This window comes from Shewanella colwelliana (assembly GCF_001735525.1).
GTDB lineage: Bacteria > Pseudomonadota > Gammaproteobacteria > Enterobacterales > Shewanellaceae > Shewanella > Shewanella colwelliana.
The window spans coordinates 14,243-30,136 of sequence record NZ_MCBT01000011.1 but is presented as its reverse complement, the minus strand read 5'-3'; the positions used below and the strand labels follow the sequence as shown (position 1 = coordinate 30,136).

General features: G+C 46.7%; 13 protein-coding genes. 11 read left to right on the top strand and 2 right to left on the bottom strand.

Features of this window, described 5'->3' with window-relative positions; all coding sequences use genetic code 11:
* Positions 1 to 28 precede the first annotated feature (28 nt).
* The 8 genes from BEL05_RS03785 (at position 29) to tilS (ending at position 9,656) form a co-directional block, all read left to right on the top strand.
* On the top strand, positions 29 to 523 hold the full coding sequence (locus BEL05_RS03785) for an OmpH/Skp family outer membrane protein (protein ID WP_069670425.1): 495 nt from the start codon (positions 29 to 31) through the stop codon (positions 521 to 523).
* A 6-nt stretch (positions 524 to 529) separates the two neighbouring features.
* Entirely contained in the window at positions 530 to 1,555 is a 1,026-nt protein-coding gene (gene lpxD, locus BEL05_RS03780) for a UDP-3-O-(3-hydroxymyristoyl)glucosamine N-acyltransferase (protein WP_028765385.1), read from the top strand.
* Positions 1,556 to 1,585: 30 nt separating this feature from the next.
* The gene (gene fabZ, locus BEL05_RS03775; protein WP_028765386.1) at positions 1,586 to 2,047 is read left to right on the top strand and encodes a 3-hydroxyacyl-ACP dehydratase FabZ; all 462 of its coding nucleotides are present in this window, start codon (positions 1,586 to 1,588) and stop codon (positions 2,045 to 2,047) included.
* Positions 2,044 to 2,811: an acyl-ACP--UDP-N-acetylglucosamine O-acyltransferase gene (gene lpxA, locus BEL05_RS03770; RefSeq protein ID WP_028765387.1), complete on the top strand. Its 768-nt coding sequence runs from the start codon at positions 2,044 to 2,046 to the stop codon at positions 2,809 to 2,811. The genes fabZ and lpxA overlap by 4 nt, the downstream gene beginning before the upstream one ends.
* A gap of 83 nt (positions 2,812 to 2,894) precedes the next feature.
* Positions 2,895 to 4,043 (top strand): lipid-A-disaccharide synthase, encoded by a 1,149-nt coding sequence (gene lpxB / locus BEL05_RS03765; RefSeq protein ID WP_028765388.1) that lies wholly within the window; start codon positions 2,895 to 2,897, stop codon positions 4,041 to 4,043.
* A gap of 1 nt (position 4,044) precedes the next feature.
* Positions 4,045 to 4,686, top strand: coding sequence for a ribonuclease HII (rnhB, locus tag BEL05_RS03760; RefSeq protein WP_069670325.1), 642 nt, complete (start codon positions 4,045 to 4,047; stop codon positions 4,684 to 4,686).
* A gap of 109 nt (positions 4,687 to 4,795) precedes the next feature.
* Entirely contained in the window at positions 4,796 to 8,269 is a 3,474-nt protein-coding gene (dnaE, locus tag BEL05_RS03755) for a DNA polymerase III subunit alpha (RefSeq protein ID WP_069670324.1), read from the top strand.
* A 1-nt stretch (position 8,270) separates the two neighbouring features.
* Positions 8,271 to 9,656, top strand: a complete 1,386-nt coding sequence (gene tilS / locus BEL05_RS03750; RefSeq protein WP_069670323.1) for a tRNA lysidine(34) synthetase TilS — start codon at positions 8,271 to 8,273, stop codon at positions 9,654 to 9,656.
* Positions 9,657 to 9,750: 94 nt separating this feature from the next.
* On the opposite strand, the gene dgcS is transcribed toward tilS, so the two are convergent.
* Positions 9,751 to 10,635, bottom strand: a complete 885-nt coding sequence (gene dgcS / locus BEL05_RS03745; protein WP_069670322.1) for a diguanylate cyclase DgcS — start codon at positions 10,633 to 10,635, stop codon at positions 9,751 to 9,753.
* Between the two features lie 245 nt (positions 10,636 to 10,880).
* Here dgcS and BEL05_RS03740 point away from each other — a divergent pair, with 245 nt between their 5' ends.
* Together BEL05_RS03740 and BEL05_RS03735 are read left to right on the top strand one after the other, a co-directional pair.
* Positions 10,881 to 12,827 (top strand): monovalent cation:proton antiporter family protein, encoded by a 1,947-nt coding sequence (locus BEL05_RS03740; protein ID WP_028765393.1) that lies wholly within the window; start codon positions 10,881 to 10,883, stop codon positions 12,825 to 12,827.
* Positions 12,828 to 12,847: 20 nt separating this feature from the next.
* Positions 12,848 to 13,675: an SGNH/GDSL hydrolase family protein gene (locus tag BEL05_RS03735; RefSeq protein ID WP_083250293.1), complete on the top strand. Its 828-nt coding sequence runs from the start codon at positions 12,848 to 12,850 to the stop codon at positions 13,673 to 13,675.
* Here BEL05_RS03735 and BEL05_RS03730 read toward each other — a convergent pair.
* Complete coding sequence (locus BEL05_RS03730; protein WP_028765395.1) at positions 13,662 to 14,786, bottom strand: patatin-like phospholipase family protein; 1,125 nt, start codon at positions 14,784 to 14,786, stop codon at positions 13,662 to 13,664. The genes BEL05_RS03735 and BEL05_RS03730 overlap by 14 nt on opposite strands.
* 386 nt (positions 14,787 to 15,172) lie before the next feature.
* Here BEL05_RS03730 and BEL05_RS03725 point away from each other — a divergent pair, with 386 nt between their 5' ends.
* Positions 15,173 to 15,835, top strand: coding sequence for a response regulator transcription factor (locus BEL05_RS03725; protein WP_069670321.1), 663 nt, complete (start codon positions 15,173 to 15,175; stop codon positions 15,833 to 15,835).
* Positions 15,836 to 15,894: the final 59 nt, after the last annotated feature.

Sequence of the window (15,894 nt, the reverse complement as noted above, 5' to 3'; positions counted from 1 at the left end):
TGACAATAAGGAGTTTATTTTGAATAAGATGTTTAATCGCGCAATGATGGTTTTGGTTCTTTTAGGTGCTCCGCTAGCAGCACAAGCTGAGAAGATCGGCGTTGTTGATATGCAAGCGGTATTCGAGCAGCTACCACAGCGCGAAGAAGTGAAAAAATCACTAGAAACTGAGTTCGGTGATCGTTTTGCTGGTGTGCAAAAGATGCAAGATGACCTTCGTGGCATGCTAGAAAAGCAGCAACGTGATGCAGCGCTAATGAGTGAAACTCAAAAAACTGACATGTTGCGTAAGATGGAGTCGTTAAAAGCCGAGCTTCAACTTAAAGGCAAGGCGCTTGATGAAGATTGGCGTCGTCGTAATGGTGAAGAGCAGAACAAACTATTAGTTAAAGTTCAAAAAGCGATCAGCGCCATTGCAGAGAAAGAACAGTATGACATGGTGTTCCAACGTGGCGCCGTTATCTATGTTAAGCCTACTTCAGATATCAGCAGTAAAGTTGTTGAAGCGTTGAGCAAAGGCTAAAGATAGATGAAAAGCTATACAATAAAAGAGATCGCCGCATACCTAAACGCAGAAGTACAAGGTGATGATTCGGTTGAGATTACTCGAGTTGCTACCCTAGAAAAGGCGCAAGTTGGTGAGATCTCTTTTTTAGCAAACCCTAAGTATCAAAGTCAGTTAGAGGGGACGGCAGCATCGGCTGTACTCTTGTCTCCTCAATCGGCACAAGGGTTTGTGGGTAACGCCATTGTACTAAAAGACCCTTACGTAGGATTTGCCAGAGTCGCGCAGTTACTGGATACCACGCCACGTGCTGCGGAATCGATTCATCCATCTGCGGTTATCGATGCCAGTGCAACCTTAGGTGAGGGGGTGGCCATTGGTGCGAATGCTGTTATTGGTGCAAACGTGATCCTTGGTGAGAATGTCCAAATTGGTGCGGGTTGTGTTATCGGGCAAAATGTCATCATTGGCTCAAATTCAATGCTCTGGGCTAATGTGACCATCTATCACGATGTGCACTTAGGCCAGTCTTGCATCGTTCATTCAAGTACGGTTATTGGTTCTGATGGTTTTGGTTATGCCAATGAGCGTGGCCAATGGATTAAAATCCCCCAAACTGGCGGCGTTCGTATTGGTGACCGCGTGGAGATTGGTGCTTGTACCAGTATCGATAGAGGGGCTATTGAGCATACCGAAATCCATGATGGTGTGATCATCGATAACCAAGTGCAAATTGCACATAATGTAATTATTGGTGAAAACACGGCGCTGGCAGGGAGTTCTACCTTTGCTGGCAGCACTACTTTAGGTAAATATTGCATTGTCGGTGGCAACTGTGCTGTAGCAGGACACTTATCGGTAGCAGATGGTACTCACATCTCAGGTGGCACAAACGTCACGAGTGTTATCAGAGAGCCTGGTGTATACTCTTCTGCTACAATTGCGATGGAAAACAAAGTCTGGCGCCGTAATACGGTTCGCTTTAGACAGTTAGATGAGTTGTTCCAGCGCGTTAAAAAGTTAGAGAAAAACGTTAAATCAGATGATTAACTGCCAGTTGGCGGCTAAGGAAGTTATTGAGTGTCAAATCAATTAAATACAATGGATATCAAAGAGATCCTGAAGTTTTTACCCCATAGATATCCATTTTTGTTGATCGATAGAGTCTTAGACTTTACCCCAGGTGAAACGCTTCACGCGATTAAGAACGTCACGATCAATGAGCCATTTTTCCAAGGCCATTTTCCGGTTCAGCCTGTCATGCCTGGCGTATTGATCCTTGAGGCGATGGCGCAAGCTACTGGTTTATTAGCGTTTAAAACCATGAGCGATGCACCGTCAAATGATGCATTGTATTATTTTGCTGGGATCGACAAAGCACGTTTTAAGCGTGTGGTAGAGCCTGGTGATCAACTTCATTTCGAAGTAAAAATGATTAAAGAGCGCCGCGGGATTGGGGTGTTCACTGGTGAAGCTCGGGTTGATGGTGAACTAGTTTGTTCAGCTGAAATCATGTGTGCTCGTAGAGAGATTAGCAAGTGATTGATAAGTTAGCTTTTGTACATCCTGACGCAAAAATCGGTGCCAATGTAACCATTGGTCCTTGGACCTATATTGGTGCAGACGTAGAGATTGGTGATGATTGTCATCTAAGCTCACACGTGGTGGTTAGGGGACCTACCGTTATCGGTAAAGGTAACCGAATTTTCCAATTCGCGTCTGTGGGCGAGGATTGCCAAGATAAGAAATATGCCGGCGAGCCGACACGTCTTATTATTGGTGATAACAACGTGATCCGTGAATCAGTTACGATTCATCGCGGCACCACCCAAGATAAGGGCGAAACCATTATCGGGTCTAATAACCTGTTTATGGCATACGTGCATATTGCCCACGATTGTGTGGTCGGTAACAACGTTATTATGGCAAATAATGCTTCTATTGCTGGCCATGTTCATGTTGGTGATTGGGCTATTCTTGGTGGGATGACAGGTGTGCATCAATTTGTGCATATTGGTGCTCATGCCTTTACCGCAGGCTATTCATTAATTCTGCAAGATGTACCGCCATTTGTGATGGCGTCTGGACAGCCAGCAATACCACGTGGCCTGAACAGCGAAGGACTTAAACGTCGTGGTTTCTCTAAAGAGAGCCAGCTTGCGGTGCGTCGTGCTTATAAGAGTCTTTACCGTAAGGGATTGACCATCGACGAAGCGGTAGCTGCATTGGGTGATGATGCCCAGGACGAACAAGTTAAGTTGATGATGGACTTTGTCGTTAACTCTAGCCGTGGCATTATTCGTTAAGAATATGCCCATAAAAAGAAAAGCTCGTTTTAACGGGCTTTTTTTTATGACAGCAATTGGTATTACAGTAAAAGAATGACGTTATGAGTGAAAATAGACAGAAAATATTTGCCATGGTCGCAGGGGAGCTCTCTGGCGATATCTTAGGTGCCGGGCTGATTAAGGCACTGAAACAGCAATACCCTGATGCACGATTTGTTGGCATTGGTGGCCCGCAAATGGATGCACTGGGTTTCGAGTCTATTTTTTCTTTTGAAGAGTTAGCGGTAATGGGCTTGGTCGAAGTGTTGTCGCGATTACCACGTCTTTTAAAAGTGCGTAAAACGCTTATTAACGAGATCACTGCGCTAAACCCAGATTGCTTTATTGGTATCGATGCGCCTGACTTTAATATCGGTCTGGAATTAAAGCTTAAGCAACGCGGCATTAAGACGATACATTATGTCAGCCCATCAGTATGGGCTTGGCGACCTAAACGTATCTTCAAAATTGCTAAAGCGACCAATATGGTGTTGTCATTATTGCCATTTGAAAAAGCGTTTTACGATACACATCAGGTGCCTTGTACTTTCGTTGGTCATACCTTAGCCGACGATATCCCCATGATCAGTGATAAAGCTTTAGCTCGCGAAACCTTAGGGCTTGAAGCCGATGATGAGTATTTGGCAATCCTGCCAGGGTCCCGTGGCGGCGAATTAAAACAGCTTGCCGAGCCCTTTGTTAAAGCGGCGCAAATTTTACGTCAGCGTTACCCAGACCTTAAATTTGTCACCCCGTTAGTTAATGCAAAAAGGCGTGCACAGTTTGAAGCTGCTTTGGCGCAGTTTGCGCCTGATTTAGAGATTCATTTAGTCGAAGGGCAATCACGTACTGTGATGGCGGCCGCCGATATGATTTTATTGGCCTCAGGTACAGCAACGCTTGAGGCGATGTTGGTCAAACGCCCGATGGTGGTGGCCTATCGCGTGAGTCCAATTACTTATAAAATTGCCAAAGGCATGATGCAGATCGATCGTTATTCTCTGCCTAATTTATTAGCCGATACGGATTTAGTGCCGGAGTTAATCCAGTCCGATTGTACGCCAGAGCAAATTGCTACAGCCGTGTCTGCACAACTTGACAGTGATTTCCGACCGCTTATCGCTCAATTTGAACAGATGCACCAGCAGCTTAAGTGTAATGCGAGCCAACGCGCTGCTGATGCCGTCACAGCACTGATTTCAGGAGCCTAGCATGGCCATTTTTAAAGATATCACCCCTGAGCAAGTCAGTACCTTGTGCGTTGGTTACTATGCTGGTGTCGATGAAGTGGGGCGTGGCCCCTTGGTGGGCGATGTAGTCACTGCTGCAGTTGTACTTGATCCCAATAACCCAATTGAAGGCTTGAATGATTCAAAAAAGCTTAGTGAAAAAAAACGCTTAAAATTATTTGATGAGATCTATGAAAAAGCCTTAGATGTCTCTATAGGGCGAGCGACACCCACTGAAATTGATGAGCTAAACATTTTGCACGCAACCATGTTGGCGATGCAGCGTGCTGTTGCAGGGCTGCGCGCACGCCCAGATCGAATTCTGGTCGATGGCAATCGAGTCCCTGACTTTGGTGCTAAGGGATGCATAGAGGGCGGTGTCGAAAGCCACGCGGTGATAAAAGGCGATGGACTGATTGCTGGCATTAGTGCTGCGTCGATTATAGCTAAAGTCGTGCGTGATAAAGAGATGGAAGCCTTAGATGTTAAGTACCCAGAGTTTGGGTTTGCTAAGCATAAGGGCTACCCAACTAAAGCGCATTTTGAAGCCTTGGCGCAATACGGAGTATTGGCTGAACATCGTAAAAGTTTTCGCCCGGTAAAAGAGCGCCTCGACGCGCAATAGTCACCAATGTTTATGGCTAGCTCACGGTTTGCTGGGCTAGCGTGTAAAGCGTGACTCTGTTAATCTCAAAGGGCGACTACCTGCCCAAATAATTAAGAAACTATCAACTATGTCAGAACCTCGTTTCGTGCACTTGCGCGTTCACAGTGATTTTTCTATGTCTGATGGCCTTACTAAAGTAAAGCCAATTTTAGCCAAAGCCAGCGAGCTTGAGATGCCCGCATTGGCGCTAACAGACAAAACCAACCTTTGTGGTCTGGTGAAGTTTTACAGTGGCTGCCATGGTGCTGGGATTAAGCCTATTATCGGAACTGACTTTTCGATGTTAGCGCCAGGATTTGATGACGAGTTTTGCTCTATCACGGTATTGGCCATTAATAACCAAGGTTACAAAAACTTGACCTTGTTGATCAGTGATGCGTATTTACGTGGTCATATCAGAGACCGGGCGGTTATCGATCAGGAGTGGTTGATAAAATACAGTGAGGGCTTGATTTTATTGTCTGGCGCCAAAGATGGTGATGTGGGCAAGGCACTGCTGAAAGGTAATAAAGGCCAGGTTGATTCTTTGGTTGAGTTTTATCAGACCCATTTCCCTGACCGTTACTACCTTGAGCTCATTCGTACTGGCCGCGCCGATGAAGAGCGTTATCTGCATATGGCGGTTAATCTTGCGGGTGAAAAAGATCTGCCTGTGGTAGCAACTAACCAAGTGGTGTTTCTCCAGCCTGAACAATTTGAGGCCCATGAGATCCGCGTGGCGATCTCCGATGGTTTTACGTTAGCCGATCCGCGTAGGCCAAAGCTTTATAGTGAACAGCAGTATTTCCGCTCCGAACAGGAGATGTGTGAACTGTTTGAAGATATTCCCGAAGCATTGGCTAATTCGGTAGAGATTGCGAAACGTTGTAACGTTACTGTGCGTCTGGGCGAGTACTTTCTGCCTAATTTCCCAACGGGCGATCTCTCTATCGAAGACTTCTTGGTCGAGGTCTCTAAAAAGGGCCTTGAAGAGCGGTTAGCGTTTCTTTTCCCTGATGAACATGTTCGCGCAGAACGTCGTCCAGAATATGACGAACGACTCGACATCGAGCTTACGGTAATTAATAACATGGGTTTTCCCGGTTACTTCCTGATCGTAATGGAGTTTATTCAGTGGGGTAAAGATAACGATATTCCTATTGGTCCAGGACGTGGTTCGGGTGCAGGCTCTTTAGTCGCTTATGCGCTTAAAATTACCGACCTTGATCCGCTAGAGTTTGACCTGCTTTTCGAACGTTTTCTAAACCCTGAACGTGTATCTATGCCCGACTTCGACGTCGATTTCTGCATGGATAGACGAGATGAAGTGATCGATCATGTTGCAGAGCTTTATGGTCGTGATGCGGTATCACAGATTATTACCTTTGGTACCATGGCGGCGAAAGCGGTGGTACGAGATGTTGGTCGAGTACTCGGTCACCCTTATGGTTTTGTCGACCGTATTTCTAAGATGATCCCCGCAGAACCTGGAATGACGCTAGCCAAAGCCTTTGAGGCAGAACCGGCGCTGCCTGAAGCCTATGACGCCGATGAAGAGGTCAAAGACCTTATCGACATGTGTCGCATCTTAGAAGGGGTAACTCGTAACGCAGGTAAGCATGCGGGGGGCGTGGTGATTGCACCTACGGTGATCACCGATTTCGCGCCGCTTTACTGTGACTCTGAAGGTCAAAACCCGGTGACCCAGTTTGATAAAAACGATGTGGAAACCGCAGGTTTAGTTAAGTTCGACTTCCTGGGACTGAGAACCTTAACGATTATCGACTGGGCGCTGCAGATGGTTAATCCGCGCCTTGAGAAAAAGGGTAAACCGCCGGTAAGAATTGAAGCCATTCCACTAGATGATCCTGCCTCATTTAGGTTATTGCAGCGTTATGAAACCACCGCCGTTTTCCAGCTGGAATCCCGTGGTATGAAAGATCTGATTAAGCGTCTGCAACCCGACTGTTTTGAAGATATGATTGCACTGGTAGCCCTGTTTAGGCCGGGGCCACTGCAGTCAGGCATGGTTGATAACTTTATTGAGCGTAAGCATGGCCGTGAAGAGGTATCGTACCCCGATTCACAATATCAGCATGAGTCGTTAAAGACCCTGCTTGAGCCCACCTACGGCATTATTTTGTATCAAGAACAGGTGATGCAGATTGCTCAGGTACTTTCTGGCTATACCCTTGGCGGCGCGGATATGTTGCGTCGTGCAATGGGTAAGAAGAAGCCAGAGGAGATGGCCAAACAGCGCAGTATTTTCAAAGAGGGTGCTGTCAATAACGGTGTCGACGGCGATCTGTCGATGAAGATCTTTGATTTGGTAGAAAAGTTCGCCGGTTACGGGTTCAACAAATCTCACTCCGCTGCTTACGCCTTAGTATCGTACCAAACGTTATGGCTTAAGACTCACTATCCATCGGAGTTTATGGCAGCGGTAATGTCTGCCGATATGGATAACACAGATAAAATAGTTACCTTAGTGGATGAGTGTGAGCGTATGGGCTTGCCTCTGTTACCACCCGATGTCAATAAAGGTCTGTTCCGTTTTACGGTCGATGACGAGATGAATATTGTCTATGGCATTGGCGCGATTAAAGGTGTCGGTGAAGGGCCGGTTGATTCAATTCTTAAAGCCAGAGAAGATGGCCCATTTACCGATTTGTTTGATTTCTGTGCCCGTATAGACCTGAAAAAGCTTAATAAACGTGTGATAGAAAAGCTGATTTGTGCAGGTGCGCTTGACACCTTAGGGCCACACCGCGCGTCGATGATGGCAACACTGCCTGAGGCTATTCGCGCGGCCGATCAACATGCTAAAGCCGAAGCCATTGGCCAGCACGACATGTTTGGCTTACTCAATAGTGAGCCAGAGGACAGCAAACAGCAGTTTGTTGAGTGTACGCCGTGGCCTGATAAAATTTGGCTAGAAGGGGAGCGTGAGACCTTAGGACTCTACCTTACGGGGCACCCGATTAATCAGTACCTCAAAGAGCTTAAGCACTACACCTCTGGCCGATTGAAGGATGTGCATCCAACCGAGCGCGGCAAAACGATGAAGGCTGCAGGCTTAGTGATAGCAACACGAGTGATGATGACCAAACGAGGCTCTAAGATGGGGCTGGTGACGATAGACGATAAAAGTGCCCGCCTTGAGGTGATGTTATTTACCGAAGCGTTTGAGAAGTTTGGTCACCTATTAGAGAAAGACCGTATTTTGATTATCGAAGGGGAGGTTAGTTTTGATGACTTCTCTGGCGGTAACCGTATGACGGCACGTAACATTATTGATATGGGGGAGGCGCGCAGTCATTTCGCCCATGCGGTTGAGATAGACGTTGAGTCGCAAGCCATCGACTCCACATGGCTTGAAGGCTTTAAAACCGCTCTCGAACCATGGAAATCAGGCACTGTGCCAGTTGTGATCAATTATGCTCAAGCACAGGCAAAAGCGCAGTTTAAGTTAGGTGATGATTGGCGGGTAAATCCTACCGATGAGTTGATGTTGGCGTTAGAGACCTTAACCGGCTCGGATAAAGTCAGGATCTTGTTCTAACATGGCCCTACCGAGTTTTTCCCCCTGTAAGCAGATTGAACAGCTCATTGCTGAGCATCGACCTGTGGCAGGCACGCAGTTAGTGCTTGCTTACAGTGGTGGCGTCGACTCTGAAGTGCTTGCTTATGGCTTAGCTGAATTTGCGCAGTTGCACCCTGAGTATCGCTACTTATTGGTGCATGTCCATCATGGCTTGAGTGACAATGCTGCAATGTGGCAAACGCATTGTGAAACCAGAGCCAAGCAGTATCAATTGCCCATTGTGGTGAAACGGGTACAAGTAGACAGTGGGCCACGAGTCAGTATTGAAGCGGCTGCACGTGAGGCACGTTATAGCGCGTTACAAAGCGTGATGGAGCCCGGCGATATCTTACTGACTGCTCACCATCAAGATGATCAACTTGAGACGTTACTATTAGCCCTTAAACGTGGCCTCGGCCCCAAAGGTCTCGCTGCGATGGGGACCATTCAAGGCTTAGGTAAGCACTTTTGGCTAGTCAGGCCGCTACTGGATATTCAGCGCGAGCAGATAGAAACTTTTGCCAGCGCGCAGGCGTTGGCGCATATAGAAGATGAGAGTAATGCCGATAGTCGCTTTGACCGCAACTTTTTACGGCTGCATGTCATTCCGCAATTAAAGTCGCGCTGGCCAGCTATTGCGGCCACCACCAGCCGTAGCGCTCAGCTATGTGCCGATCAACAGGCACTGATTGATGAAGAGGTGGGCGCTCGCTTACCTGCAATGTTAGTCAATCTGCCCCATAGGGTTTTTCCCGTATTGGACCTCAAGTTGCTGGCAGCTCAGCGTCCACTTTGGCGTGCCCAGCTACTGCGTGGTTTTATTGAGTCTCAAGGACACGCAATGCCATCGGTTGTTCAGCTGCAACAAGCATTGTCACAACTGCTTGATGCTAAACCAGATGCCAAGGTTGAGATCCGTTTTCAGGCCACATTGTTACGTCGGTTTCGTCACTATCTTTATTTAAGTGAGTATCAGCCTAGGTGCAATGTAGCGCTGAGTAACCTGATGGTGGATATAACCACTTTGCCCCTAGCAGATGTTGCAACCAGGGTACAAATTGACCCGCAGCGGCAATTGCAGTTTTTCATAGCTTCCCAAGGCGTGAGAGTGCGCATGCCTATGCCTGGTGAAACGGTCAGTGTACGCTTTGCTGTGCCTGGATCGCTCAGATGTCATCCACATATGCGCGATAAGGGACGGGAGCTAAAGAAGTTGTGGCAGGAGTTTGACGTGCCGCCTTGGGAACGTGATAGCGTGCCGCTGCTCTATTTTAATGAGCGCATAGTGGCTGCAATCGGTTACTGGGTGGAGAGGAAGTTTGTTGCCGCTTCAGACCAAATGGGTCTCGATATCCAACTAAAATAGTGAGTGCGGGTTAAAGCCTGAGTATTTACGCACTGTCCTACGTTATTAAATAGTGTTCAGCAGAGTCGTGAGCTAACCATCTTAGGTTAACTCACTATGCTTGACCATCAATCTTATAGCATCTTCTCCCTGATGCTTTTGCACGATACAAGGCTTTATCCGCGCGCAGGTAAAGATCTTGCGATGTGTCACCACTGCACCACTGGGCTGCACCGAGACTGCTTTGTACGTTAAATTTGTTGAGCAGTGGGTGATGGTTCATGATATCTAATACCCGTTCACACAAAATCCGCGCTGCTAAGGTATCACCTTCGACTATGACTAAAAATTCATCACCGCCTATTCTAAAGGCTTGATCCGTATCTCTAATCGCCTGTTTTAATGTTTGGCCAAAGGTCGATAACACATCATCACCCACTAAGTGTCCATATTGGTCATTTAGCTTCTTAAAGTTATCCAAATCCAAGATCACCAAAGAGATCATCTCGCCATGGCGTTGTGATCTAGCTAATGATTTAGTGATTGCTTCGTTATAGTAGTGACGATTACCTAAGCCTGTTAGGGCATCGTGCATCGCTTGTCTTGCCATTTGATCATATTTGATGGCGTTAAACAGCGGTAACAAGAGTAAGTCTTGCATCTGGTAGAGTAGTTCAGCCTGTGATGGCACCAGTGGTGCAATAAGTTGATAGGCGAGTTCATATTTTTCACCGGCAAAACCTATTGCTTGTTTAATCTGCAGACCTTGCTCACTGCCCCAGCTTAGCTGATACTCTTTACAGTGGAGTTTAACGCCATGGACAGGCAGATATTGACCCATCAGTTTGCCGTAGCAGGCAAAGACTGTCCGAGGATCTAAACTTTCGTGCAACTGCTGCATCATAGACACTAAGTTAGGCTCAGTGTGACGAGCATGTTGATACTCTGGTTGAAAGCGATACTCGTCAGGTGAAAATTCTGTCGCTAAGGCAAAGTCCATAGTGTTTGCTCCACAATAAATCGGACTGAAGATATATTCTATTAAGCAAATATCGTGCCTAAAACTTTAAATTTAAATTTGTCTTTATTTGTCATTAAGTTAATCTCTTAGTTATAGGTTTACTTGCGCGCGTCAGGATTTTGACGAAAGCAAGGTTTCCCAACATCAGCCACCAAGCAATCCTCTTGGTCAGGGGAACCACTTAACCGAACAACACCACGTAAAGTCTGTCGATTGGAGCAGTAATGGAACATAGCTTTCTCATAAAGATTTTATTGATGTTGGTAATAGCGATTGTCTCTATTGCCCTTTTTCGTCGTGCAGGCTTGCCAGCCATTTTGGCGTATCTTGTGACAGGGGTTATAAGCGGCCCCTCACTATTCAACTGGTTTAGTCAACAGCAGATTCATTCTGTCGCCGAACTTGGCGTCGTTTTATTGATGTTTTCCTTGGGGCTTGAGTTTTCACTGCCGCGATTGTGGGCAATGCGCCGAACCGTATTTGGCTTAGGTAGCGCTCAAGTCTTTGTTACTGCCGTCCTGACGATGTGCATCAGTTTGTTGATCGGTTTATCGTTAACAGAATCTATCGTTGTCGGTTCGGCTATCGCGCTCTCTTCCACGGCCATTGTCCTTAAACTGCTGAACGAACGCGGATGGTTACGTCGCCGCCACGGTGAGCTGTCGGTCAGTGTATTGTTGTTTCAAGACCTTGCCGTCGTACCGCTACTGATCCTTATGCCATTGCTGGCATCAAACGGAGAAACACTCACATGGAGTGCCATTGGTTTAGCCATGGCGGAAGGGGTTTTGGCCTTTGTTGCGCTGATGGCCTTTGGTAAGTGGGCCTTGCCTAAAATTTTTGATGAGGTGGCACGCTCTCGCTCTAATGAACTGTTTGTATTATCGACACTCGTTGTCGCATTGGTGACCGGAGCCTTTACGCAGTGGATAGGCTTATCCATGGCATTGGGCGCTTTTATGGCGGGGATGCTGTTGGGTGAGAGTCAATATAAGCGTCAACTTGAAGCCGATATCAGACCCTTTAGGGATCTGCTCATGGGCTTGTTCTTTATCTCCATCGGCATGCTGCTTGACTTTAGTTTAGTGATCACCTTCTGGTGGCAGGTGTTACTGCTAGTGGTGGCGGTGATCATCGCCAAAGCGCTAATTGTTTATGGTTTATTAAGGGCCGCTAAAGAGTCCTTTAGAACCTCGGTATCCAGTGCGATAAGTTTGGCCCAAGTGGGTGAGTTTAGTTTTGTGGTACTGGCGTTGGCGGTTAATTATGAGCTGCTCGATATTAATTTAAGTACTAAATTGGTCATGGTGGCCGTACTGTCTATGGCAGTAGCCCCTTGGCTGGTAAAAAATAGCGTGGATATTGCTCGGCGATTGCACGGTGTTAAACCACAGCAGGCTGAGTATGAGGAGATCCCGACCGTTGATCATGGCAATGAGTTGGTGCTCATTTTGGGCTACGGCCGTGTAGGGCAAACTATTGCGCGTTTTATGAAAACTGAGGCCATTCCCTATTTGGTGTTAGATTTAGACCCTAAACGAGTCTCAGAAGCGAGACGAGCTGGCGAGCCAGTCTATTTTGGTGACGTTGCAAAGCGCTCGATTTTAAAACAGGCGCAGATCAAAGAGGCCAAGCTGATTGTTCTTACCTTTAGTAGTAGCCGGGTACTTGATGAGGTGTTGCCTTTGTGTCGGCAATTGGCGCCTGACGCTAACATCTTGGTACGCACTCGCGATGATGAGGGGATGGAGGAGCTAGAGCAAGCTGGTGCGAGTCAAGTGATCCCTGAATCTCTGGAGGGCAGCTTGATGTTGGTATCCCAAGTGCTATTTCAATGTGGTGTGCCACTATCGCGTATTCTTAAGCGTTTAGAGTATGAACGGCGGAATCATTATCAGTATTTGCACGGCTTTTTTTCCGGCGAAGAGACAGACTTCACGCTTGAACTTCTGCATGCGGTTGCATTGCCCAAAGGCGCTCATGTGGTTGGCCAAACCTTGGGGGATATCCCGTGGGAGAAACTCAGGGTCGAGATAAGAGCGGTTCGTCGGGCGGGCGCAGAGGTAGAAAGTCCTGAGCTTAATTGGCAGGTTCGTCCTGGGGATATATTGATTATTTTAGGTAAGCCGAGGCGTATTGAGAAGGCAGAACACTATTTGTTGCAGGGGTAAAACAGTGATATAGCGCCTTTATGTTGAGTCTTCCTTCTACGGTGGGGGAGATAAGGTTTGCGCAGGTAACCCGTGTTCAACCCATTATTTATGTTTTGGAGAAAGCTATTTTGTACCAGTTTGTTGCACTATTACTGTGGCCGATACTCTTAGTGCAAGCACTATGGGTTAAACGGAACACATTAAGACTGCCCGAAGCAGAAGGCGAACGTTCTGGTAAAGGGGGTTATGGTATGCCGCTTAACTTATTGATATTGGGAGATTCAGCCGCTGCTGGGGTGGGCGTAGATACCCAAGATAAAGCCTTATCTGGGTGTTTATCTAAATGTTTAGCACAATATTATTCGCTCAACTGGGCACTGGTAGCACGCTCTGGTGCGACGACCGTCAGTACCTTAAATCACTTAAGATCAGGGCATGGCATCAAGGTGATGCAATCTAATGAGTTTGATTTGGTGCTGGTCTCTCTAGGGGTGAACGATGTGCTCAGCCCAATCAGTGTAAACCGTTGGCTGCTGGCGCAGCGGGCACTGATTGATACCTTGTATCAGTACTCGCCTAATGCACATATTGTGTTAACACCAGTCCCACCTTTAGGTGTATTCCCCGCATTTCCAAGTTTGTTGGGCTGGTTTTTGGGGCAAAGAGCTGCAGCGTTTAATGGTAAATTACGTCAGTTGGCCAGCGGCGATACTCGCTGTTGTCTGCTTGACTTACAATTGCCTGTTAATGACGAGGCGATGGCTCGCGATGGATTCCACCCAAGTTCGGCGAGTTATCAGTTATGGGGGGAGGCTGCCGCATCGCATTATATTAGCGCCACCAAAGGTTCGGCTAATCAATATTAAAGAAGGCTTTAATCTCATCCATTTGTGCTAAACCATCTAGGTAGCCAAGGTTTATCAATGCGCTGCAATAGCTACGCTCAAACAGCAGATAGGAGACGATACTCGAGTCTGATTGTTGGTTAATGCCAATCAGTCTCAGCAGTGCTTTAACAGCCATAGGCATATCTTGGTAATGTTGAGCGGCAATCATGCTTAAATCTTCACTTGGCTTTATCACCAGTGTTTCAATAGGTTTAAGCGCTGCTTGGTGACGAACCTCTTCAGGGATCAGCTTCACTGTTCCGTTGATGCGCTGTAATCTTTCTAAATCACTGTTTAGTGTGTCAGAAAAGATAGTGTCGAGCAGGTGGCCAGCTATGGTTGCCGTTTTGGGATGATGCTCTAAATCCTGGTGCACTTGCTTATGACGACTCTCTAAATTAATCACCATTATTTTTTCGGCGCCAAGGTGAATAGGGCTACTTAGCGGTGCCAATTGGTGCACCGAACCGTCGCCATAATAACCACGATTAAGCTTAACTGAGGGAAACACTAATGGAATTGCCGCACTGGCAAGTAGATGGTCGGTGTTTAGGTGAGTTCGTAAACCACAACGTCTTGCTCGTTGCCAATCATCTATCTCTTTACTGGCTTGAAAAAAGGTCACTGACCGTGAAGTGTTGTAGCAAGAGGTGTCGACACTCAAAGCATGCAGTGCGCCATTGCCGATATTTCTGTCGATGCGCTCAAAGTTGATTAACTGATTAAGTAGATCACGTAATGGATCGTTGTCAAACAGGCTACCAGGATCAGGATTAATTTTCTCATCTTGCAGCCCCATTAAAGCCATCTGAGCCAAGTGTGAAAATACCCCTGCGAAAGAGGAACGGTAGATTTTATGGGTATCAAAGTGACGCCACACCCACTCAAGTTTACGTACACCTAAATGAAAGCAAGATGCATGGGTGGCAATAGAGGTCCCGTTGATAGCGCCGGCAGAGGTGCCACAGATGATTTTAAAAGGCACGCCATGGTTGCGGGGATAGTTTTGCACTATCGCCTTAAGCACACCCACTTGATAGGCCGCTCTTGCGCCACCACCGCCTAATACTAAAGCCGTTCTGTCTGGCAAATTCGCCCCTTATGTTTCTAAAAGTTATATCGTTTTTATTCTGTGTACATATTTCATCTTACTACTAATTTAGAATATGTGACCACCGCTTGTTCTACAAGTCATCGCTCTGGTTTTAGGGGCTATTTTTTTACCCTAAGTACATCAGCCTTTGCTTGAATAGTGACAGAAAGCCCCTACCTAACATAGAAAGTTGGCAGCGACCCTAGTTAATAAGTCTATGTTTACTTGGGCCACTGAGATAAATCTTATTGTTTTTTTGTCGCTACTTTATTGTTATTTAAATGTTATTTACTATTTTTTGCTGGTGCGTGAGTGTCATAGCCCAAGTTGATAATAATAAGCGTTGGAGTAGACTGATTTGGCGTACATTTGAGGGATACAACATGATACCGCCACTAAAAATAATAATAGCCGATGATCACCCACTGTTTAGGCAAGCATTGGTCAATATCTTAACTAGCCAATTTGACAATGTGACCTTGTTTGAAGCCGAAACCGTGACAGCATTGGATGAAATCTTACAGCAACATGATGATGCAGACCTGTTACTGCTCGACCTGAATATTCCCAAAGCACATGGGTTTAATACGTTAGTTAATATTCGCAATACCTATCCGCATATTGGCATTGTGGTGATTTCAGGCCAAGAGGATAAGGTAACCGTAGGCAAGAGCATGTCATTTGGTGCCGCAGGGTTTATTCCTAAGTCCACGTCGGCACACCAGATGGTCAAAGCGATAAATAGTGTACTGGCAGGGCAGCAATGGTCACCCGTCAACAGTAGTGATTTAGCGTCTGTCACACTCGATAGTGTCAGCAGTAAAATTGCGAGCCTGTCGCCAAGGCAGCATCGTATTTTGATGATGTTTGCCGACGGTTTGTTAAATAAGCAAATCGCCTATGAACTTGGCTTGTCGGAAGCAACGGTTAAAGCTCACGCCAGTGCGATTTTCCTAAAGCTAGGGGTTCATACACGTACTCAGGCAGTTATCGCCATGAGCCAACTCTACCTCGACAAAGTCTCCTTATTGGCAGAGGTTGAGTAGACCTGTCGCTGCTTTTCGTTGCCATGTCGAGATATAGACACTCGTTGTGCTTGCAAACA